Here is a 22,657-nt window from a genome sequence, read left to right on the forward strand (position 1 = left end):
ATTTTCATTCTTGCGAGTGTATGCTGTTCTCTGTGAAGATTACGAATCATGACGGCATCGCAGATACAATCGAATTTCAGCTTGCAGCTTTGCAAAAACTTGGGCGGAATCGGGATGAAACTACCCAAATCGGTTCAGTCAGTTCCGCGATTTTCCGTGATAAAAATTTTTCACACCGCTTTGACGTTTCTTTTGCAGCTCCGCTTGCAGTACTTGATCTTGAGACAACCGGACTGCACCCAGAAAAAGACCGCGTGGTTGAAATCGGATTAGTCTTGCTCGCTGCTGATTGTGCGATACAAGGTGAATTTTCCACTCTTCTAAAAATAGACCGTGATTTAGGCGCACATTTTGTACATCGCATCACCGATGCAAGCATTGGCAACGCACCACGATTTTCCCAAATTGCAGCTCCGCTTTCCCGCCTTCTAGCTGGGCGAATCATTGTTGCGCACAATGCTCGTTTCGATGTTGGATTTCTGAATATGGAATTTGTGCGGGCTGCTCACCAGTTTCGCGTCAATCTTTCAGAAACAATTTGTACTCTTGATCAGTCGCGGATTTTCTGCACTCCTGGTTCGCATTCGCTCCAACAGCTTGTCGCTCGCATCGGATTACCACAGCGTCAAGCGCACTGTGCACTTGATGATGCACGCTCAGCCAGCGATTTGTTATTGTATTTTGTCAAAAATGAGTTAGCTGGGATCCGGCAGACGCAAATGGCGCGTAGCCATAGTGGGGAAAAAGTATTTCCGAGTATGTATATTACTGAGGCTTGTGCACCAAAACTACGGTAGTTGATAGTTCAGGTACACAAGCCCAATTGTTGCTAAAACTTTGTCGATTGCGCTCTCAGTACAAAATCAAGAATTATTCGAGATAGTCACGAAGTACTTGCGAACGTGAAGGATGTCGCAGCTTTGACATCGTTTTCGATTCGATCTGCCGGATCCGCTCACGGGTCACACCATAAACTTTACCGATTTCGTCAAGAGTTTTCGGCTGCCCATCAGTCAGTCCAAAACGCATTGAAATGACACCTGCTTCACGCTCAGAAAGCGTATCAAGCACCTGATGCAGCTGCTCTTGGAGCAAGGTAAAACCAACCGCGTCAGCTGGCACAACGGCTTCTGAATCTTCAATTAAATCACCAAATTCGCTATCACCGTCTTCGCCAAGCGGAGTATGGAGCGAAATTGGCTCACGCCCATATTTTTGTACTTCAACGACCTTTTCTTCAGTCATATCGAGTTCATGCGCGAGTTCTTCAACGGTTGGTTCACGCCCCAGATCCTGCAGCATTTGGCGTTGCACGCGAGCGAGCTTATTGATCACTTCCACCATATGGACTGGAATTCGGATCGTGCGTGCCTGATCAGCCATCGCACGCGTAATTGCCTGACGGATCCACCAAGTAGCATAAGTTGAGAATTTGTATCCTTTTGCATAATCGAATTTTTCAACCGCACGCACTAAGCCCAGATTGCCTTCTTGGATCAAATCCAAAAATAGCATCCCGCGACCGGTATATCGCTTTGCTAAAGAAACTACAAGGCGGAGATTTGCCTCTAATAAGTGATTTTTCGCAGCATGCCCGTCACGTGAAATTGCAATCAACTCGCGGCGATATTTTGTATCCGCAATTTCCGTATTATCAAGAATATGGCGCGCAAATAAACCTGCTTCAATTCGCTTTGCTAGCTCTACCTCTTGTTCAGCATTCAGCAAAGCAACCTTGCCGATCTGCTTCAAATAATCTTTCACCGGATCAGCTGTTGCACCCGCTACCATTACTCGCTGTTGCGGTTCATCAGTATCATCCGAATCCTTCATCACGAACCCGCCAGACTTTCGCGTCTGAGCTGCAGCGTGTTTTTCGTCTTCAGATTCTTCGATCTCTTCGGCTGATTCCACTTCTGGATCACCCTCAGTTTCAGCCTCATCGGTATCGTCGTCCACTTCTCCCGGCTCCTCGTCAAGATCGATCTCTTCTTCCTCTAGCTGATCTGGTTCTTCGGGAGTTGCTACGCTGGCAAGATCGTCTGCGATCTCATCGATCTCATCGTTTTCCGCCAGTAAATCAGTTTCTGCCGTGAGTTGATCCGCATCGGTAACTCCGGCAGATTTCGTGGGCGATTGTTTCGTCTGCTGCGTAGTTTTTCCAGATTTTGCACTCGTTTGCTTTACATTTTCGCCAATAGCCGGATCCACTTCAGCTGAGCTTCCTGCAGTAACTGCTTCAGCACGCAATTCCATCAGCTGTTTTTTCGTCATCGCTTGTGCTTCATCAAAACTTAGATGACCTACATTCACGTGGTATTCAACCCAATCACTTTTGGGTGCAATGGTCTTTGGACGCTCCAACACAATATTTTCAGTTTTCTCAGCGTTTACGGTCTTCTTGGAAACAGCCACGTGTGCCCTTTCGTATCGGCAAATCAGAATTGGCGAAACTGCAATCACAAAAGTGAGCATCTGCGCACAACTCGCACTTCTTCAAATAAACAGTATATCGGCTAAATCTCACGTTTTCGAATGCCGAAACCAGAAAGATATATCGTACTCGCCACGTTCAACGACACGGTAGCGCAAATTATTCCAAAAAACTTGGCGCTAAACTTCACATTTGTGGCGCCTCCATCACGGGATATTTTCCTTGCAGCAGATTACTTCTGTTACATTATTTCCGCACCCGCGATCTGCTGATCTGCTGCATCTTTTATTTAGTTTTCCACGGTGGCAGCACCCCTCTCTCAACCGCCTGCTGCACAAGTTTTCCAAGCGAATAATGCGGATTGGCCGCGAGCGCACAGCGTGCATTTTCGAAAGCCGCCGCTGGGTAATCGTTCCACCAATGGAGATAGCCAATTGCCGCATATAGTGCAGCATGATTTTGCGGAGTGTATCTGACCACTGAATTTAGTTTCGTAATTACTTTTTGGATACGTTCATTGTCTGGTGGAATATCACTTGCCTCTTGTAGATAACGCTCTGCGTTTGCGATATCTATTTGCGTAAATCTAGCTATCTTAAGATTCACTCCGTAAATTAAAATTGCATCACGAATTTCGAGATGTTCAGCTGCGGAAATCAGGTTGGCAAGTAATGCAAGATTTGATTCATCACGGGCTAACCTGATCATCTGTTTCGTTTGCAGATATTTATCCCATTGTTCTCGTCCAAGTTTTATATTGCAGGGTAGATTTGCGGTTGCAGCTAAAATCTTTGCAGTTGTTTGCGGATGCGTAAGACGTGGCTGCGTCATTTGATTTCTTTTTGCAAGTGAGGGACGTCCTTGTGTAAGCCATCTGCGCACAATGCTTTCTCGCTCTAGCAGCTCATAACCCCATATTTTTGTCGCTAACTGGGCTTTCTCATGATCGTTTCGCAGATTATGCATGAGTGTGCAAGGTGGTTGATTTTCTTGTTTTGGCTGCAAGTTTTCCAGCACATACCGTGTTTCGATCCAATGCTGATAATCAGTAATGTGTGAGACGATGATCGGCTGATAACTGGTTGATTCTTGCTTTACTCCAGTATCTTTCTGTTTTGTTTGCTGTTGCGCTGGTTTTATTTCACTTGCTGCATGATCAGTTTCGCGTTCGCGATCCCATTTGTGCTTGGTGAATAATTCGAGCGTCTGTTTGATCTGCGAAATATTGATCGTGCTATTTACCGTCTCTGCAAGATCTTCGCAATACCAATCAATGCTGACTATTGAAATCGGCATTCGATTGATTTGTTGGCGTAGTTTGTGCAGGATCACTTTCAGATCTTTCGCCATGAAATCAATGACGTAAAAAATCTCAATCATGTGTGGCTTGCTGCGGTTACATCGTGGACAGCGCAGCTGCCGTGTGCGCTGATCTGCTTCAGAATCTTGACTTTGCCCAATTGCACTGCTTGTAATGTAGATCAGATTTGGATCGAGATTGATTTTCATACTAGTTTCGCATCGGACAAGTGTGATGACTATTTTATTCATGGGGCGAAATCGCAGTATTTGTGGCGCTACGACCAGTAATTCATGCGGATGCTGGAGATTTTGGATAGTTTTCATAATCAAAATTTTGTTGCTTTTCGCAATATTTCACGAGGCAAAAGTGCTTACTGTGGATGAACGCAACGTATTTTCAAAAGTGTGGGTAATCCGCATTTGGATCTTGGATATCGAAAATTTCAATTGAAGTGTTTTAAGCTATCAGGTATGACCTCTTTGGATGAATACCGTGCACTCGTCAATACAAAAATTTCGGCTACTCTTCGCCCTCCAGATTGGCTCATCCCATCTGCGAAAGATTTCTTTGCCGATTTTGTGCAGCCAGCTGTTGCTTTATTGACGCTTGGAAAGCGCACTCGTGCAGCTTTCCTCGCCGCTGGCTGGCAGCTATTTGCCACGCCGAAAGAAGCATCATCACCTACTCATCTGCAATTGCCGATAACTGCAGGTGCCGCACTTGAGTTGTATCAAGCTTCAGCGCTAATCCATGACGATATTATTGATGCAGCAGATTCACGGCGCGGGCTACCAGCTGCTCATCTCGCTTTTGCCGCGCTACATCAATCGCATGATTTGGATGGATCAGAAAAAAAATTCGGCACGAATAGCGCAATTCTCCTTGGCGATTATTTACTTTCACTTGCTGCGCACACATTTGAATCTGCCGAAGCTGCCAATCTGGCAGCACTGCAGCGAGCACGCGAGTTATATCATTCCATGACGGCGGAAGTCGCATTTGGACAATACTTAGATAATCAGGCCGAATTTATGCCTTTTACAACAGACTTTACTGCCCAAATCGAGCATTCTTTCCAAGTGCTCTATCATAAATCGGCACGGTATTCAGTTGATTGTCCGCTCAAAATCGGGGCAGCGCTTGCAGGCGCAAGCACAGCTCAGATCGCACAATTATCAAGGATCGGCAAGCCGCTGGGCGAAGCTTTCCAGTTACGCGATGATTATCTTGGTGTATTCGGGTCAGCAGCACATACGGGAAAGCCTGCGGGCGGAGACTTGTGCGAAGGCAAACGGACGGTACTTATTGGGATGACTCGTAAATTGCTCTCAAAATCTGATCGTGAGTTTCTTGACGCGCATTTAGGATTTCCACTTTCGGACAGTGAAATCAGCAAAATTCAGCAGCTCATTGCAAATTCAGGTGCTTTGCAGGCCCATGAAGCATTGATTTATGAACGTGAAGCACAAGCTGCGCAGGCTGTTGCCGAGCTGCACACTACATCACCGATCTTGCACGAACTGCTTACATTGCTCACAAACCGCAAAGCTTAAATCGCACTTGGAAAATTCTCAGTAGCTTGTCTTCGTTTAGTTCATACTGGTGAGAATTGCAGTACGCACTGCATGGATCCGTCCTGCCCGCAATGCATTGATTGGCGTTGTAGCAAGCTGCGTATTTGGCGTGAGCATCCATGCAAGCATCTCTTCGTCACTGTATCCGCCATCTGCCAAGACCGTAAATGTTCCCTTCAGCCCAGGTACCAGGGTGAAACCAGCTGCGCTGTCGATGAATTGGCTTTCGTGCAGCAGCAACGCATTATTTACCCCTCTGCGCAGCGCCACGATCTCTTTTCGCGCAAGCATTGCACGCACATCTCGTAACCGGATCCGAAGTTTTTCAGCAACTTCTGGCACGCTGAACCATTGTGCATTTTCGTCTTCTTGCAAGCCCATTATTTTCCACCATTCACGATTTTCAACCAAATTAGCTTTCCTGCTAAGCGGATAATAAACGCAATTTTTCAACATAGCTTTACGACACGCCGCAATATGCACTATCATCTCATTTGTAACAATAGAATCACAGTACACAAAAACTATTATTTTTCACATAGTTATCACGATTCTCAAATCACTCATTATCGGAGGAATTTTGGTCAAGCAAGCAGCAAAAGGCGCCAGTGCCGCAATCGCCACCGCGACTGCCTTCACTCTTTTCGCTCCGGCAACCGCACAGGCAGCACCAAATACTGTAGGGAGCCTTGCACTTAAAGCTGCAATCAATCCAGCAACAGTTAAACAAACCGTTACTGGACTCTCCTACCAGGTTCGCCACGGCGATACCCTCTGGGCAATCGCAAAACGCTTCAATACCACTGTTTCCGCACTGGAAGCTGCAAATAATATTAATGCGCGCAATTATATTTATGCCGGTCAGCATCTTGTGATCCCAAGCCAGCAAACACCTCTCGCGAGCACGCGCACTGCTCCCGCTACGGTAGTCACTGCAAGCAACACACCGCTCACGCATACCGTGAAAGCTGGAGACACACTGAGCGCACTTGCCTCACGCTATGGAGTGACGATTGCTGAGCTGATCAAGCTCAACGGAATCAAAAATCCGTCACTGATTTATGTCGGGCAAGTACTCAAACTGACACCGGGCACTACAAGCGGATCGAATCACGCTCCCACCCCGGCACCAGCAGCAACACCAGCGAAATCTCAGCTTTCTCCATCAGCAGATTACACCGTGAAAGCCGGCGATACCCTCGGGGCAATCGCACGCAAATTCGGCACTACCGTAAATGCACTCGCACAAGCCAACGGGATCAAAAATCCGTCGCTCATTTACGTTGGACAAAAAATCCGAATTTCTGGTAATTCAAACACCAGCACCCCTTCGCCAACAGCAACTACAACGGCAAATACACCTGCCCGCAAGCAGCTCGTAAAAAATAATTTCCCTGGCTATACCTATGCTGAAAAAACCGTTGCAGCTGCCAATGATAATAAGTACGCACTGAACGCGATGGCAAGTATCCCATCAAAGCAACAAGTACAGCAGATGATTATTGCCACTGCACAAAAGATGGGAGTAAATCCACGCCTTGCACTTGCGCACGCATACACCGAATCTGGATTTGACGCTACAGCCGTCTCACCAGCAAATGCGATTGGCGTCATGCAAGTAATTCCAAGTTCAGGAAAGTGGGCAGGTCAGATGGTTGGTCGGCAGTTAAATCTGCTCGATCCGCAAGATAATATCATTGCCGGCGTGGCCATTATTCGCTACCTCCAAGCGAATGCCGATTCACTTGAACAAGGAATTGCCGGATATTATCAAGGTCTGGGCGGAGTGCGGAAATACGGCATGAAATCTGATACCGTGCGGTACGTAAACAAGGTAAAAGCTGCAATGCAGCGCTTCTAACACTTCAGATTCCAGATTCGGATCACCGCGCAGAATATCCTGCACAGGAATTAGCAAATAAAACAGACACGCGATGCGGGCCGGCAATTCGGTCCGCATCTTTTTCGGTAGGCTTAAACAGTGAATAATCTCGATTCTCTCATCGGCAAACTGATCGACGGTCGATACCTGATCAATGCACGCATTGCACGCGGCGGTATGGCTAGTGTTTATCGCGCTACAGACCAGCGCCTCGGGCGCGATGTCGCAATGAAAATTATTCATCCACACCTTGCCGAACATGCAGATTTCACGAACCGTTTCATTCAAGAAGCACGCTCTGCAGCTGCACTTTCCAATGCGCATATCGTGAATGTGCATGATCAAGGAATTGCCCTCACCCCCGACGGGGACCGCGCCTACCTCGTAATGGAATTGATCACCGGACCAAATCTACGCCGTTCACTAAACGAAAATGGTTCCTTTTCACTCGGATCAACACTCGAAATTGCCCGCCAAACACTGATCGCATTAGCAGCTGCACACTCCAAAGGATACGTGCATCGCGATGTAAAACCAGAAAATATCCTTTTAACCACCGCACTCCATAATTCCAATCTCACCTTTCGCGATAGTATTGATGCAAAAGTTGCCGATTTTGGTCTTGCGCGTGCTGCAGCCTCCTCGACTGGCATGCAAACCTCGTCATTGCTCGGCACAATTGCCTATATTGCACCCGAAATAGTCTCGCGCGAAAAAGTCACACCCGCTGCCGATATCTATGCTGTTGGCATTATGATTTATGAATTACTAGCTGGAAAACTCCCCTACTCCGGAGAATCTCCGCTTGCAGTAGCATATGCGCATGTCAATGAGCCCGTCCCGCGCCTGAGTGATGACGTAAGTTGGATGCCTCCAGCAATTGATTCGCTGATCGCGCTCTTCACCGCAAAAGATCCATTGAAGCGACCGCAACACGGCACAGCTGCACTCGATGTGCTTGAAGATATTTGCCAATCACTCTCACCAGAAGTGCTTTTGCGAAGAATCCCAATCTTCCCTGTAAAAAATGTGACAACCGCAGTTCATACGCAGCGGATCGAGGAAAATTCCACATCGCCAGTATCCAATACACTTAATCCCGGCGATAACCATGCGCCGCGTCAAACGGAGAAACTTTCCGCACTGAACCAAAATTCGCATTCAGGATCCGATATCGATCCCAATACCTCATATGATCCCGATCCGAATGAAACTTCCAATTCAAGCATCATAAATTCAACAGCAGTGATCCCCCACGATCAACTTCCAGATCCAAACACGGCAATGGTCATTGATCACGCCAATTATCAGCAGGAAGACACCCTGGAGCAAACTCCAGCAAAACGCAGTCGGCGCCGTCTAGGCCGAATTTTTGGATCCCTCATCTTGCTGGCACTACTTGTTTCCGGAGGTTACTGGTATTTTACTGCTGGTCCAGGATTAAGGATCACAATACCTGCTGTGCAATCCTTGAATCAGCAAGAAGCACAAAAGAAACTGGAGCAAGCCGGCTTTACGGTGAGCTTAGAACACGAATTCTCTGACACCATCGCAAAAGACAATGTGATCGGTACGAAACCCGAATCTGGCAAGAAAATACATCCCTCAACGAAAATAAAATTACTTATTTCTGACGGCATTGAGCATCACGAAGTGCCAAATGTAATTGGCAAGACGATCGCTGAAGCTAGCTTGCTCCTCACTGAGCAAACCTTCCATCCTGAATCCAGTGAGGCATGGTCTGAAGATGTCGCCCAAGGACTTGTGATGAGTCAAGATCCTCCAGCTGGCACCGCCATCCCGCACGATTCGACTGTAAAAATCACTATCTCCAAAGGGCGCGAACCGCTAAGCGTACCAAAACTCACCGGTACTAAAATCTCGGACGCAACTGCCACACTCAGCACTTTAGGTTTCAAACTAGAGGTAACAGAAGAGTTTTCTGATGATATCGAAAAAGGAACCGTCATTACCCAGGATGTACCCGAAGGCGAAACCCGTTACCGTAATGACGTGATCAAACTCGTAGTTTCAAAAGGGCCCGAATTAGTGCCAGTACCAAATGTGGTTGGGCAACAAGAGAAAAGTGCCCGCCAAGTACTTGAACGTGCCGGATTCAAAGTCGAAGTTGACCGAATCCTCGGCGGATTCTTTGGCACTGTTCGGTTGCAAACTCCGGGGGCTGGAGAGAAAGTAAAAGCTGGCAGCACAGTTAAATTAAGCATCGTTTAGCGAATATTTTCGGGCACAAAAGACACATAAAGAGATCTGGCTGCATTGCTTTGAAAGCAATGCAGCCAGATCTGCCTCACGGCTCATGATGCAATACAAAACATATTCGGATCAACTATTTTCCGATTTATCGGTAAGAATCTCAGACATCAAGAAAGCTATTTCCAATGATTGCTGGTGATTCAATCGTGGATCTACAAGTGTCTCATAACGCTTTCCGAGTGTATCCTCCACGACTTCTTCAACTCCGCCGAGTACTTCAGTAACGTCAGCACCAGTTAATTCGATATGTACCCCACTGGCATGTGTTCCATATTCGCGGTGTACTTCAAAAAATCCTTTGATTTCAGCAAGTACATCACTCATTTTGCGAGTCTTATATCCATTCGATGCACTGATCGTATTTCCATGCATCGGATCACAAATCCAAGTAACCGGACGGCCGTCAGCTTTCACTGCCTGGATCAGCGGAGGAAGCTTCTCCACTATCTGCTTTGCCCCCATCCGAGTGATAAAAGTAAGTCTGCCAAATTTTCCAGACGGATTCAGTTTTTCAAGCAAAGCTTGAATTTCTGCAGTGCTCACACTTGGCCCAAGCTTTACGCCAATTGGATTCTCAATTTGTGACAGCATATGTACATGCGCACCATTAACATCGCGAGTACGCTCCCCGATCCAGAGAAAATGTGCGCCAGTATTGTAAAGCTTGCCATTGCGCGAATCGATTCGCGTCATCGCATCCTCATATTCGAGTAACAAGGCTTCATGTGAAGAGAAAAAATCAGCAGTACGCAGCGACTCAGAATCTGCGCCAGCCGCATTCATGAAACGCATTGCTTTATCGATTTCATGGGCGAGTTGATTGTAGCGTTTATATGCCGGATTTGAAGAAAAACCCTTATTCCATTCATGTACTTTAGTTAAATCAGCAAAGCCACCAGCAGTAAAAGCACGAATCAAATTTAATGTAGTAGCTGAGCGATGATACGCGTCAATCAATCGCTGCGGGTTCGGAGTGCGAGATTCGCGAGTAAAATCAAACCCATTTACCGCATCACCAAAATATGAATGCAAGCGAACACCGTCACGTTCCTCATATTGTTGCGAGCGTGGCTTGGCATATTGCCCGGCAATTCGCCCGAGTTTCACTACCGGAACTGAAGCACTGTAGGTTAAAACGACTGCCATTTGTAAAATTGTGCGAATCTTTGCCCGAATTCTTTCGGCATTAGATTCCGCAAAAGTTTCAGCGCAATCACCGCCCTGCAAAATGAAAGCTTTTCCCTGGGCTGCCTGCGCGATCAAATGCTGCAATTGATCAACCTCACCAGCGAACACCAGCGGCGGATAGCTCCGGAGATCACGCGTTACTTGCGTCAACTGTTCCGCAAAGGGATACTGCGGCTGATGCGAAGCAGGAAGATCACGCCAATTTTCAAATTCTGCAGGACGTTGTTCAAACATATTTTACTTACCAAGTTATTGAAAGACTTGCTCGCAGAATTTGAAGCGATTCTGCGAGCAAATCTAGAATTTATGATGCTTAATTATTGTGCTGCAAAATGAGAAATTTTCATTTTGCAGCACAAGATGATCCTTCCAGATCCGGAAAAATCATCAGATTACGCCTGCGACTGCCAGGCTTGCCCAATCGAATCCATCGTCTGCTGGAACCATTCTTGATTCACATCAAATGGTTTCGCACCCGCGATTCGCTTGAAATCAATAGCTTTCAACAGATCATGATCTTCTTCATCGTTACCGATCACGCCAGATTCACCACGCAAAGCACATTCAACTGCCATCGCAGCCATCTGCCCGATCAGTTCCAGATCACGCGCATTCGATGCGGCTGAACGCGAGAAGTATCCGGACTTTTGCACCATCACTTTCTCTGCGCCAATTGCCTGTGCAAACTGCTTTGCAAACCATTGCCCCGGATTAATTGTATCGAGCTTGACGTGCCCGAATGGATCACGCTCAACCTCAATCCCAGACTCGATCAATTCTTCAATGATTTCCTTCACGCCAGCACCTTCGGAGAGGAAAATATTTACATTCCCCTGCTCGTCCATGATCTTGCGTAAACGTGACGCTTCGACATCAAGATCAAAAGTAATTTCTGGAATATACAAGCCGTGAATATCCCAGCGTTCCTTCGTTAAACCGGCTGATGGTACCCATGTTTGGGTATCAAGCCAGGCACGGTAATCATGAGCTGCTTGCGCGGTAAGATAACCGCAGTTGCGCCCCATTACTTCGTGAATGATCAGCATCCGCGGGTTTGAACGATGCTCGCCAATCACATTTTGCGCAAATTTTGCAGCTTCTTCAGCAGCAGTCCATGCGCCAAGTGACTGACGAATCGGCACGATATCATTATCGATGGTCTTTGGCAGCCCAACTACCGTCAATTCATAATCATTCTCATGCAAGTATGCAGCTAAATCAGCAGCCGTCGTATTGGTGTCGTCACCACCGATAGTATGCAGCACATCAACACCATCGCGACGCAGATTTTCAGCTGCTACTTCAAGCGCATTTTCGCCTTCTCGAATCAGACCACGCTCTACAAGATTCTGCGAGTTAGTGAGCTTCACGCGCGAATTTCCGATTGGAGATCCGCCAAAGCGCGTCAAAACTTCAGCGTTTTCACGTGCAGCAGCATCAAATACAACATAATTCCCGGTGAGCAGACCATGATACCCATACTGGTATCCGATGATTTCAATATTCGGATCTGTTTCGGTATAAATCTTGATCAAATCACCTACTGCAGTAGATAAGCATGGCGCAAAACCACCTGCAGTCAGTAGAGCCACACGACGGACAGTCATCCGCTTCCCTTTCTCTTATTTGTCTTGTTATTTCTTCGTTGAGATAAATTTTTGCGAAGTTTACTTACGATCGGGCTTGCAATGCTACAAGATTTACAGCCTCCGCTGAGCACCCTTTGCACTGAAACTCTGCTGCTTCACTTTGCGCCAGCACCTGCGAATACTTCCCGCACAAGCACGCTCAACTCGCGGGGATCGATCGGATAGGAAACAATTCCTCTCGGCTTTGCTACACGCGCTAACCAATCATCTTGCGGACGCGCAATAATCACGATGTACGGCACCTGCGGATCGATCTCATCGCGGATTTTCATCCCCAAACCAATCCCGCCAAGTTTTGGCGTTTCAGCATCCAGAATCAGCAAATCAAACTTCCGCTCCTGAACTTTCAGCTCTGCACCTTCCCATGTAGCCGCCTCGGTAAAACGAATCTCAGGCAAATTAGCAGCAATCCGCGAGCCAATTGCGCGCATTACTTCTTCACGTGTAATGCGATTATCAGAGTATACGAGCACATCTAAAAATTGATCATCACTGCTGGCAGCTTCTTGAGCCATTTTTATCCTCCACGGATCGACGGGCAGAAATCATCACGCTTGAAACGGAAGGGAATCCAAAACAAACGCTCAACAAAACCATTCTAACTGTAAAATAACTCTAAGTTAGAATTATCCTTACTGAATGAAAATTCCGATAGCACCAAAGATTCTGCTGATGGCGCACTTATCTCCGTGATCCTTATGCTGATCACGACTTTGCGCGATAATGGACAAGACAGGGTTAGGCTCTTAGACCTAGCCCGACGGTAAATGGATCTGCCAAAGCACATCTGGCGCAAAGCTCCAAGCTCATTGCTGCCAAAAGCGAGCAAGCACGTCTTGCCGGGGTGCACAGACCGTTTTCCGTCAAAATAACACAACACGCTAAGGAGACAACACAAATGAGTATCTACACGCTACCAGAGCTTGATTATGATTACGCGGCTCTCGAACCACACATTTCTGCCAAAATCATGGAATTACATCACTCAAAGCATCATCAAGCATACGTGACAGGTGCAAATGCGGCTTTAGAAAATCTTGCCGCAGCACGCGATGCAGGAGATTTTTCAAAAATCAATCAGTTTGAGAAAGATTTAGCCTTCAATATTGGCGGGCATACTAATCACTCAATTTTCTGGAAGAATCTCTCTCCAAACGGCGGCGGAAAACCAGAAGGTGAAATCGCTGCAGCAATCGATGATGCTTTTGGATCTTTTGAAAACTTCCAAAAACAATTCACGGCAGCTGCCACCGGGATTCAGGGATCTGGTTGGGCAGTTCTTGCCTACGATACCATTTCAGGTGCGCTACGCACTTTCCAGCTCTTCGATCAGCAGCAAGGCGTGCCAGTAGCTACCGTCCCGCTTTTCATGCTTGATATGTGGGAGCACGCTTTCTATTTAGACTACCTCAACGTAAAGGCAGACTACGTAAAAGCGATTTGGAATATTGTAAATTGGCAGGATCTCAATGAACGGCTCGAAAATGCGAAGGCAAATGCAACTAAGCTGGTATTGAAGTAATCCGCTACAAACACTTCGCAGCAAGTTCAGCTTTACATTGCTGCACCAAGTCAAATCGCAAGTATGGGTGTGGGGATAAACCAAATTGGTTTATCCCCACACCTATAGCTCTTGCTAGTAATACTTACTTTTCTGCCGGATCCTGCAGCTCCGCTTGCGGTAATTGACCGAGGATATCAACTAAAATAGCCGCTGGCTTATCTTTTGCAGATTCTTGAATCTGCGGCGTCGTAATTAGTACGCGTGAACCAATCGGGATGCCCTTCAAGACATCAAACATTGAGCCATCTCCCATCCGCACTTCTTGCGGACCATACTTTCCATACGTACTTTCCGAAACGGAATTATCCCAAAGAGACATTGCGTATTGCACGTACACAGAAGCATTTTTTTCCTGAACCAAAGCCCCACTTCCCCGCGAAATCACAGTAATGCCAGGTTCTTTTGGCGGTTCCTGCCCGTCTTTTACTTTGACTTGTGCAGGCTTTCCATTTTCACCGGTGATCGCAACAGGTAATGCTTGCAAATCAGCCTCGACCACTGCATTCGGATCATTAGCCTGGTTCAAAGCATAGCTATCAACAATCTCGACGTAAAAAGCAATCACATCGTCTGCACCGATCCCGGCATTGGCATTGCCACCAGCTTTCCCATAGCCCATCTCAGGCGGCACAATCACAATCAATTGCGATCCGACCTTGTGCCCTGCAATACCTTTCGTCCAGCCTTCAATCACTCGTTCGAGTGAAAATCCAGATGGAGCACCACGTTTGAAAGAGGAATCAAAATGTTTTTCATTTCCCCAGACCTGGCCGGTGTAATTTGCAATCACAAAATCCTTTGCAGCTACTTCCGCGCCTGTTCCTTCTTTCAGTACCTGCACCACCAAATCTTTCGGCGGCTTAGTATCAGGGAATACAAGCGAAACAACCCCATCTTTAGTTTGGGTCTGAAGATTTACATCTTTCCATTCAGCCTGCTGAGCTTTATTTTCAGATTTTCCCTCTTGTGACTGTTGTGCAGCCTGATTACACCCAGAGATCCCAATGAGTAAGGAGGTGCCAACTGCTAACGCAGCGAAAATTCGATTTTTCAAGTCTTTCTTCCTTTAAGTTTCACAGCCGATACAGCAAAGCTGCCAGATCGCTAGGCACAATCAATGCTGATCGCGCTAAATCCAAATCCGACAGCTTGCTCATCTCAATGGAACGATTCTCCACAGGCACAAGTGCCCTTCGCATTTGGATTATCAATCGTAAATCCTTGCCGTTCAATTGAATCTGCAAAATCAATCGTGGCGCCGTCAAGATAAGGCACAGACATTTTATCAACGATCACTTCTACACCATCAAAATCGCGAGTGACATCTCCATCAAGGAAACGCTCATCAAAATAGAGCTGATACATTAAGCCAGAGCAACCTCCTGGCTGCACTGCCACACGGAGACGTAAATCATCACGCCCTTCCTGCTCAAGCAATGACTTTACCTTTTGTGCTGCGACATCCGTAAGGTTCACTCCGTGCGTAGCAAGATCTGCAGATTCGCTCATTCTTAACCTCTCATAACTAATGACTCAAGTATTGCTACTCTACATTGATTCCGATAACTGCGCCAAGATTATCCACTCGCTTCAACCTCCAGCGAAATTACACATTACCAGCCCCAGGTATATGCGCAGCGACGAGCCAGCGCTGGCAGATTCTGCCGCACCAATTCAGATAAATCGAAATCGCACCCCGGATAATCAACCAATCCTTGCCGGGAAGAAATGCTGATTCTTCCATTTGCCGCGAAGTGGGAGCAGGATTTCGCTGCCGGAAGACCATCTGATCTCGGATCGATATCTGATTTTTCTGGTGCCACCGAATCCAAGTGATAGCTTCCTGCCAATCCCAACCGCGGTAAATCGCCCTTGCGTAAATCACTTTTCAGCGAAATCAGCACAAACGGAACACCTGCCTCGGCTGCAATCTCGCTATGCCGCAAAAGCCCGGCTGGAATTTGTGCACCCAGATCGGCGCAAATATAAAAAATCAAATCGCTTTGCGCAAATGCAGCCTTTACTGACTCCCGGTAACTTTGCGCTGCGAAGAGAAAATCTGTCAGCGAAGAAACTGTTATCCCCAATGAGCTTCCCAAAAAAGCAAGACCACCGCCAGCTCCGGAAAAAGGCATATTCCGTGGTACCCCAAGCATTCTGCGAGCAGCCGTCAAGCTCTCGATCCTCCCCGCAATTTTTCCGATTAAATACTCCGTCTCCTGCGCAGATTGTGCCGAAATCCCGTAGTTCATCCAGCTCTTTGCCATCCCAGAAAAGCCAAGGAGCGGCAGCGCATCACTATACGTGATAAAAATCTGCGTATTTTTGGTGATCTCACGAAAATTGGCGATTGCCTGGGCAAGCAAAGAATCAGAAATATTTGTAATCCGCTCTGCTAAAGAGATCGTTTCAATTTCCCGGATCTCAGATGCGCAATTATCATCAGCAAATGCCATCAGCATCCCTAATCCGGCATCACTGCATCGTGCAAACAGCGGCAAATGGATCAGGATTTTTTGCGCACCCGAATCAATCAATTCACGCAAACCAAACCCGATAAATCCCGATGAAGCATCTGGTACAAGATTGCCACCCGCCCATGAAGCACAATGCGCCACATCGATCAACGCATGGTCTTTCGCAGACAAATCCCAATATTCAGCTAGAATCTGCGGTAAATCAGCAGCTACCCCGGAAACCTTGCGGCCATGCGAAAAATGAAAAGTCCGAATTTCATCTTTACGGCCCTGCGCACGAACAGAATTCCATCCCCGAGAAAAAGTATCGCCAACAATCGCAGCACTCATTCCAGGTAATGAGTTGCAAATCAAACTAATTTGCAAATTTACGTCTTTCTCTCACAGATTCACATCTTTTCAGATATTTCAATGAACGGATCACTTTGCCCATTTTGCAAATGGCTCCACCAGCTAAAGGCTAAGGAGCTCCGCAAACCCGTCCAAACAACGAATTAAGTTGCATGAGCTAGCTGCTGTGTGCTCCAGCAGAGTTTCCTCGCGATGTTGCACACAGCAGATTTAGCTTTACATGATTAACTTGCAGCACGCATCAAACTAAGCGCCAAGCTTTGTTAAAAGCAGCGCTTCAGCTAAGATCGCATTTTTCCAATCAGCTAATTCAAGTGATTCATTTGCCGAATGCGCACGTGTATCTGGATCTTCTACACCAGTAACGAGAATATCAGCCTGCGGGAACACTTCAGCCAACGTTGAAATAAATGGGATCGATCCACCTACACCAATATCAACAGAGTCTCTCCCCCATGCTTCACGCAAAGCCCACTTCGCGATTTGCGTTACTTCCGTCTCGGCTTTTGCTTCAAACCCAGGGCCGCATTCGTTTACAGCTACCTCGATCCGAGCACCAAATGGCACATTTTCTTGCAAATGCTGCACTAATGCGGCACCAGCTGCTGCCGGATCTTGCCCCGGAGCAACCCGCAAGGAAAGTACGAAATCGCATTTTGGTAAGAGTGTATTAGATGCTTTTGCAGTTGGGGTAATATCCATCGCAATCAAAGTGATCGTTGGTTTCGTCCAAAGCCGTGATGTGAGTGAACCAGTACCAGTAAGCTCAACTCCATCAAGCATTCCCATATCCTTGCGCAAATCAGCTTCAGGATAATCCACTTGTGCATCATCATAGGAAAGCAAACCTGCTACAGCTACTTCCCCACATTCATTGTGCAAAGTACTGATCAGCCGGCACGCAATCGTCGGCGCATCGAGTGTCGGACCAGAATAAGCCCCTGAATGTAGTGCATGATCCAGCACCGCCACACTTACGCCGACCTGCACCACGCCACGTAATGAAGTAGTCAATGACGGCGTGCCCACTTTCCAGTTATTTGAATCAGCTACCACAATCACATCTGCAGCCAAACGCTCCTTGTAAGTTTCCAGGAACTCCACAAATGTTGGCGAGCCGACCTCTTCTTCACCTTCGACAAAGAGCACGATCCCCACCTCTGGATCGGCAGCTTCAATCGCTGCCAAATGCAGCATCACACCAGCTTTATCGTCTGCAGCTCCACGCCCAAAAAGACGACCATCTCGCTCCACGGCAGCAAAAGGATCGCTTTGCTCCCACAAATCTAATTCACCTACTGGCTGTACATCGTGATGCGCATAGAGCAGCACCGTTGGTTTCCCTGCTTTTGCTTGACGCGTAGCAAGCACAGCTGGCCGTCCGACTTTCCCGTCAGCCGTCTGGATTTGGATCACTTCACTTTCCAAACCGAGCTTTTGTGCCTTTCCACAGATCCATTGTGCGGATTTCTCCAGCGTGCTCTGATCAAAGGAACTTGCTGAAATCGAAGGGATCGCTACCAATTCAATTAGCTCTTGCAGCGCTTTCGGATAAATTTCGGCCACCTGGCCGGCAATATTTTCAATACTCATGGCTCTATCCTAGCGCGAAATATGCACATTCGCGCCATCATTGCCAAATGGGCGACACTGCCGAAAAAGTATCTAAATACGTTAGACTTGAGCGTGTTCGGAAATTTTCCCGTCTCAAGAGAATGGTTTATGAGTGTTCGGTAAAAAAAGTTCGTCAGTAAAACATTTTGCACCGCCAGCGGATCATGCATCAAAGCATGATCCCAAAGCGCAGCTACCTAAAGGCTACAATCCGCCGAAAGGTAGCGCCACACCAAAGCGCAAAGAAGCGCAGGCGCGAAACAAACGCCCATTGATTTCAAATGATGCAAAATTAACGAAGGAAGAGCGAAAAGAACGTCGGCGTGCAGAGCGCCAGCGTTCCGATGAAATCTATCGCAAACAACAAGAGGCATTGCGCACTGGCGATGAAGCCAATCTCCCATACCAGTACAAAGGAAAAGTACGCAGATGGGGGCGCGATTACATTGACGCTTCCGGGCCAATCTCAGCATGGTTCATGCCACTGGCAATCATGATTTTGCCGCTGGTCGTAGTGCAAGGATATTTCCCGCAGGCAGCAATGTATCTGACGATTTTCCTCTACGCGATGTTCGGGATCATGGCTGCACACGCAATCTATCTTGGAAATAAAGCCAAGCGCATTGCGCGAGAGATTTTTGGTGATCCACAAGTACCGCGTGGATACACCTTGCAATTGATCTCCCGCTGTTTCTATCCCCGCCGTTGGCGCCTTCCAAAACCAATGGTCAAACGCGGAGAGTTTCCCGCAGGCGCAAAGAAATCTGCACGATAAACGAGATCAAGCCGCAATTTAAGGATTACTTTGCAGATTTTGAAATATTTCGAATAAACAATGAAGGAAAGGTGTATTTACAAAATGCCGCAGATCGTTTTTGCCAAATCAGGTGATCACACCGCTTACGCCGAAAGCCAGATCTTAGCCATCGGCGTATATGAAGATGAAAATCAAGAACGCAAAAGTGTTTTACCAGTTTGCGAATTTACTACGGCTACCGCAAAAGCTGTCGAAACTGTCGATGCTGCGGCAAAAGTTGGCACGCTTACGAAGCTCGTGATTCAAGATGCGCTCGTATTCGCAGTCGGACTTGGATCTAAAACGCGTGAGGAGCTCCGCCAGGGAGCAGGCAGCGCTGCACGTGCAGCGGCTGGAAAAGAGTCACTAACAATCGAGTTTCCGCACAATGATGCAGAGCAACTTGCAGCGATCATCGAAGGCGCATTCCTCGGCGCCTACAACTTCACAAAATATCTTGCAGACGCTGATGCACCAGTGGCAAAAATTACGATCATTACTGATCTTGATCTTGATACAGCCGCACTCGCGCATCGAGCAGAGGTAATTACTACCGCAGTTAATCACGTTCGTGATTTGACGAACACCCCTGCAAACGAACTTAATCCACAGACTCTCACTGATTTCGCGCTCGCAGCTGCTACAGCAGCCGGATTGGAAGTGAAGGTCTACGCCGATGCAGATCTGACGGCAGAGAAACTTGCTGGACTTGCTGCCGTCGGTCGCGGATCAAGTATCGGTCCACGACTGGTACGTTTAGCATGGAATCCGCAAAATGCGCAAGCTTCCGTCGCCTTAGTTGGCAAGGGAATCACTTTCGATACCGGCGGATACTCACTCAAACCAGCAGCAAGCATGACCGAGATGAAGACGGATATGTGCGGGGCTGCCGTCGTACTTGAAACTGTGATTGCCGCGGCCTTGCTTGCACTTCCGGTAAAGGTTGTGGGGTGGCTATGTATTGCCGAAAATATGGTGTCTGGCCACGCGACACGCCCTGACGATGTGATCACCTACCGCAATGGAAAGTCAGTGGAAATCAATAATACTGATGCTGAAGGTCGTCTCGTAATGGCTGACGGATTGATCATGGCCTGTGAAGAGCGCCCCGACGTAGTAATCGATGTAGCCACATTGACGGGTGCGCAAATGGTGGCGCTTGGTGAGCGGATCACCGGGATCATGGGCACTGCGCAAGTCCGTGATGCAATCGTCGAAGCAGCTGAGAAGGTTGATGAAGCAGCCTGGGCGATGCCGTTGCCGGAGCAATTACGAGAAAGCCTGCAATCAGATATCGCGACGATGAAAAATTCCGGATCACGTTTTGGTGGAATGCTCGTAGCCGGATTGTTCCTGCAGGAGTTCGTCGGCGATACTCCCTGGGCGCATCTCGATATTGCCGGCCCGTCATTCAACCGTGGCAGCGCTTACGGGCATACGCCAAAGGGAGGCACTGGAGTAATGCTGCGGACGCTCGTGCAATTCATCGAATCGCAATGCTAAATTGCGCATACCTGAATCGGTACCAGAAAATATTGCGTTCCAAATGCTACTGATGCAAAACGCAATCAGCATTGTCATCCATGCTTCTTAAGAAGCAAACTGAAGATCTTCAAACACCGTAGTGGCGCCGCCGGAAAAGCATATTTTACCGGCGGCGTTGCGCTGCGTTGCGAATATTCCATTCACGCATTTCGCGCGGGTATCCATCGGCCGCTACTTTACTCAGCGAGATTTCCAAGCGTTGTGCCACTTTCTGCGCTTGTGGAAAATCAGCAACTGTCCGCCGAGTCCATTCACCGTCGTGAGCAACGAGCAACACAGCAGGAGCATCATGTGCAGTACGTTCTTCATAGAATGCCCGCACACCAGAGCGTGTACGTACAAAATCTGCAAAATATTCTGCATTTTCATGTGTCGTGGCACGAGCCGTTTTTTGCGGTGTGTCCATCTTAAAAAGTCTTCCAAAGATTCCCATGCGTCCAGCTTAGCAAATGCGGAAAACAGATTTTTGCGGGTCTAGCTACACGCTAACAACAAATTTTCTTGATGTTAAAACAATTACTTAAGTCCTTGTGAAATAAACCTGCAAAATCTCGCAATAAATGATTGAATGTATTTTAAGCACTTATTTTTAAGGGCGATAAGTTTTGTTTCAAGGGAGAAGTTCGTGTCAGAAACTCAAGAATACGATATCGTAGTACTTGGCGCCGGATCAGGCGGTTATGCTTGTGCAATGCGCGCAGGTCAGCTTGGGCTGAAAGTCGCATTAATCGAAGGGGACAAAGTTGGTGGCACATGCCTGCACCGCGGATGTATCCCAACCAAGGCACTGCTCCATGCGGCAGAAGTAGCCGACGAGATGCGCGAAGGCAGCACGATCGGCGTGAAAGGCACTTTTGCAGGCATTGATATGCAGGCGCTCAACGCCTACAAGAATGGCGTAATTGAAAAAATGTATAAGGGTCTGACGGGCCTGGTAGATTCACGCGGTGTAGAAACAATTCACGGCTGGGGACGGCTTGTTGCTGCCGATACTGTTGAAGTGAATGGGCAGCGGATCAAGGGGAAGAATATCGTACTCGCGTCAGGATCCTTCTCCAAGACGATCGGGCAAAAGATCACAAACCGAGTGATCACCTCCGAGCAAGCGCTAAATTTAGATACTGTACCTGGTTCAGTAATCGTGCTCGGCGGTGGCGTGATCGGTGTCGAATTTGCATCCGTTTGGGCTTCTTATGGTGCACAGGTAACGATTATTGAAGGTCTTGATCATCTCGTACCAAATGAAGATGAAGCAATTTCAAAGAATTTAGAGCGTGCATTCCGGAAGCGCAAGATTGCATTCAAGACGAAAACAATGTTTGACCGCGTGGAAGAAGACGAACACGGAGTACACGTCTTTACCCAAGATGGTAAGCAATACGATGCTGAATACTTACTCATTGCAATCGGACGCGGTCCGGCTACTGCAAATCTTGGTTATGAGGAGCAAGGAATAAAACTTGATCGCGGATTCGTACTGACGAATGAGCGTCTCCATACTGGCGTGGGCAATATCTATGCCGTAGGTGATATCGTGCCTGGCGTCCAGCTCGCACATCGTGGATTCTTGCAAGGGATCTTTGTAGCCGAAGAAATTGCTGGGATGCAGCCAAAGGTGATCGACGAAAATAACATTCCGAAAGTCACTTTCTGTAATCCAGAAATTGCTTCTGTCGGCTTGAGCGAAAAGAAAGCTGCAGCGAAATATGGTAGCGAAAACGTGGAATCAGTGGAATTCAACCTTGCTGGTAACGGTAAATCCCAAATGCTTGGTACCACCGGATTTGTGAAGTTGGTACGTCAAAAGGATGGTCCAATAGTTGGTTTCCATGCGATTGGCGCCCGGATGGGTGAGCAAGTTGGCGAGGGTCAATTAATGGTTACTTGGGAAGCTTTCCCCGAAGATTTCGCAGGCACCATTCACGCCCATCCAACCCAAAACGAATCTGTCGGCGAAGCAGTACTCGCTCTCGCTGGTAAGCCACTACACACCCACAATTAAGAAA

Annotated in this window: 19 protein-coding genes; 8 read left to right on the forward strand and 11 right to left on the reverse strand. The window is 47.5% G+C overall.

The annotated features are described in order from the left end of the window. Nucleotides 1-32 precede the first annotated feature (32 nt). The gene (locus J2S36_RS02035) at nt 33-797 is read left to right on the forward strand and encodes a 3'-5' exonuclease (protein ID WP_309955030.1); all 765 of its coding nucleotides are present in this window, start codon (nt 33-35) and stop codon (nt 795-797) included. A gap of 73 nt (nt 798-870) precedes the next feature. Here the strand turns inward: J2S36_RS02035 and J2S36_RS02040 are convergent, their stop codons facing one another. Both J2S36_RS02040 and J2S36_RS02045 read right to left on the reverse strand, forming a co-directional pair. Beyond that, the gene (locus J2S36_RS02040; RefSeq protein ID WP_309955032.1) at nt 871-2,415 is read right to left on the reverse strand and encodes an RNA polymerase sigma factor; all 1,545 of its coding nucleotides are present in this window, start codon (nt 2,413-2,415) and stop codon (nt 871-873) included. Between the two features lie 304 nt (nt 2,416-2,719). Beyond that, nucleotides 2,720-4,060: a hypothetical protein gene (locus tag J2S36_RS02045; protein WP_309955034.1), complete on the reverse strand. Its 1,341-nt coding sequence runs from the start codon at nt 4,058-4,060 to the stop codon at nt 2,720-2,722. A 147-nt stretch (nt 4,061-4,207) separates the two neighbouring features. Here J2S36_RS02045 and J2S36_RS02050 point away from each other — a divergent pair, with 147 nt between their 5' ends. Beyond that, complete coding sequence (locus J2S36_RS02050) at nt 4,208-5,290, forward strand: polyprenyl synthetase family protein (RefSeq protein ID WP_309955036.1); 1,083 nt, start codon at nt 4,208-4,210, stop codon at nt 5,288-5,290. A 36-nt stretch (nt 5,291-5,326) separates the two neighbouring features. On the opposite strand, the gene J2S36_RS02055 is transcribed toward J2S36_RS02050, so the two are convergent. Continuing rightward, nucleotides 5,327-5,722, reverse strand: a complete 396-nt coding sequence (locus J2S36_RS02055) for an Rv2175c family DNA-binding protein (protein WP_309955038.1) — start codon at nt 5,720-5,722, stop codon at nt 5,327-5,329. A gap of 169 nt (nt 5,723-5,891) precedes the next feature. Between J2S36_RS02055 and J2S36_RS02060 the strand changes: the two genes are divergently transcribed. Further along, the gene (locus J2S36_RS02060) at nt 5,892-7,172 is read left to right on the forward strand and encodes a LysM peptidoglycan-binding domain-containing protein (RefSeq protein WP_309955039.1); all 1,281 of its coding nucleotides are present in this window, start codon (nt 5,892-5,894) and stop codon (nt 7,170-7,172) included. A gap of 120 nt (nt 7,173-7,292) precedes the next feature. Further along, complete coding sequence (gene pknB / locus J2S36_RS02065) at nt 7,293-9,425, forward strand: Stk1 family PASTA domain-containing Ser/Thr kinase (protein ID WP_309955040.1); 2,133 nt, start codon at nt 7,293-7,295, stop codon at nt 9,423-9,425. Nucleotides 9,426-9,536: 111 nt separating this feature from the next. Here pknB and J2S36_RS02070 read toward each other — a convergent pair whose 3' ends face one another. The 3 genes from J2S36_RS02070 to J2S36_RS02080 form a co-directional block, all read right to left on the reverse strand. Next, on the reverse strand, nt 9,537-10,889 hold the full coding sequence (locus J2S36_RS02070) for a class II 3-deoxy-7-phosphoheptulonate synthase (protein WP_309955042.1): 1,353 nt from the start codon (nt 10,887-10,889) through the stop codon (nt 9,537-9,539). A 158-nt stretch (nt 10,890-11,047) separates the two neighbouring features. Further along, the gene (locus tag J2S36_RS02075; RefSeq protein ID WP_309955044.1) at nt 11,048-12,262 is read right to left on the reverse strand and encodes a pyrophosphate--fructose-6-phosphate 1-phosphotransferase; all 1,215 of its coding nucleotides are present in this window, start codon (nt 12,260-12,262) and stop codon (nt 11,048-11,050) included. 137 nt (nt 12,263-12,399) lie between these two features. Continuing rightward, entirely contained in the window at nt 12,400-12,819 is a 420-nt protein-coding gene (locus J2S36_RS02080) for a DNA-binding transcriptional response regulator (protein ID WP_309955046.1), read from the reverse strand. 383 nt (nt 12,820-13,202) lie between these two features. Here J2S36_RS02080 and J2S36_RS02085 point away from each other — a divergent pair, with 383 nt between their 5' ends. Further along, on the forward strand, nt 13,203-13,826 hold the full coding sequence (locus J2S36_RS02085; RefSeq protein ID WP_309955048.1) for a superoxide dismutase: 624 nt from the start codon (nt 13,203-13,205) through the stop codon (nt 13,824-13,826). 124 nt (nt 13,827-13,950) lie between these two features. Here J2S36_RS02085 and J2S36_RS02090 read toward each other — a convergent pair whose 3' ends face one another. The 4 genes from J2S36_RS02090 to J2S36_RS02105 form a co-directional block, all read right to left on the reverse strand. Beyond that, nucleotides 13,951-14,922 (reverse strand): FKBP-type peptidyl-prolyl cis-trans isomerase, encoded by a 972-nt coding sequence (locus tag J2S36_RS02090; RefSeq protein ID WP_309955050.1) that lies wholly within the window; start codon nt 14,920-14,922, stop codon nt 13,951-13,953. 104 nt (nt 14,923-15,026) lie between these two features. After that, the gene (erpA, locus tag J2S36_RS02095) at nt 15,027-15,377 is read right to left on the reverse strand and encodes an iron-sulfur cluster insertion protein ErpA (protein WP_309955052.1); all 351 of its coding nucleotides are present in this window, start codon (nt 15,375-15,377) and stop codon (nt 15,027-15,029) included. A 104-nt stretch (nt 15,378-15,481) separates the two neighbouring features. After that, nucleotides 15,482-16,675, reverse strand: coding sequence for a glycerate kinase (locus tag J2S36_RS02100; RefSeq protein ID WP_309955054.1), 1,194 nt, complete (start codon nt 16,673-16,675; stop codon nt 15,482-15,484). A 267-nt stretch (nt 16,676-16,942) separates the two neighbouring features. Continuing rightward, entirely contained in the window at nt 16,943-18,289 is a 1,347-nt protein-coding gene (locus J2S36_RS02105; protein WP_309955056.1) for a M20/M25/M40 family metallo-hydrolase, read from the reverse strand. Nucleotides 18,290-18,422: 133 nt separating this feature from the next. On the opposite strand from J2S36_RS02105, the gene J2S36_RS02110 reads away from it, so the two are divergent. Together J2S36_RS02110 and J2S36_RS02115 are read left to right on the forward strand one after the other, a co-directional pair. Further along, nucleotides 18,423-19,085, forward strand: a complete 663-nt coding sequence (locus J2S36_RS02110) for a DUF3043 domain-containing protein (RefSeq protein WP_309955058.1) — start codon at nt 18,423-18,425, stop codon at nt 19,083-19,085. An 84-nt stretch (nt 19,086-19,169) separates the two neighbouring features. Beyond that, nucleotides 19,170-20,609 carry a leucyl aminopeptidase gene (locus tag J2S36_RS02115; protein ID WP_309955059.1) on the forward strand — a complete coding sequence of 480 codons (1,440 nt, stop codon included), beginning with the start codon at nt 19,170-19,172 and terminating at the stop codon, nt 20,607-20,609. Between the two features lie 145 nt (nt 20,610-20,754). On the opposite strand, the gene J2S36_RS02120 is transcribed toward J2S36_RS02115, so the two are convergent. Continuing rightward, complete coding sequence (locus tag J2S36_RS02120; RefSeq protein WP_309955061.1) at nt 20,755-21,057, reverse strand: oxidoreductase; 303 nt, start codon at nt 21,055-21,057, stop codon at nt 20,755-20,757. A 219-nt stretch (nt 21,058-21,276) separates the two neighbouring features. Between J2S36_RS02120 and lpdA the strand changes: the two genes are divergently transcribed. Then, nucleotides 21,277-22,653, forward strand: a complete 1,377-nt coding sequence (lpdA, locus tag J2S36_RS02125) for a dihydrolipoyl dehydrogenase (RefSeq protein ID WP_309955063.1) — start codon at nt 21,277-21,279, stop codon at nt 22,651-22,653. Nucleotides 22,654-22,657 lie beyond the last annotated feature (4 nt).

The organism is Arcanobacterium hippocoleae (assembly GCF_031456295.1).
Lineage (GTDB): Bacteria > Actinomycetota > Actinomycetes > Actinomycetales > Actinomycetaceae > Arcanobacterium_A > Arcanobacterium_A hippocoleae.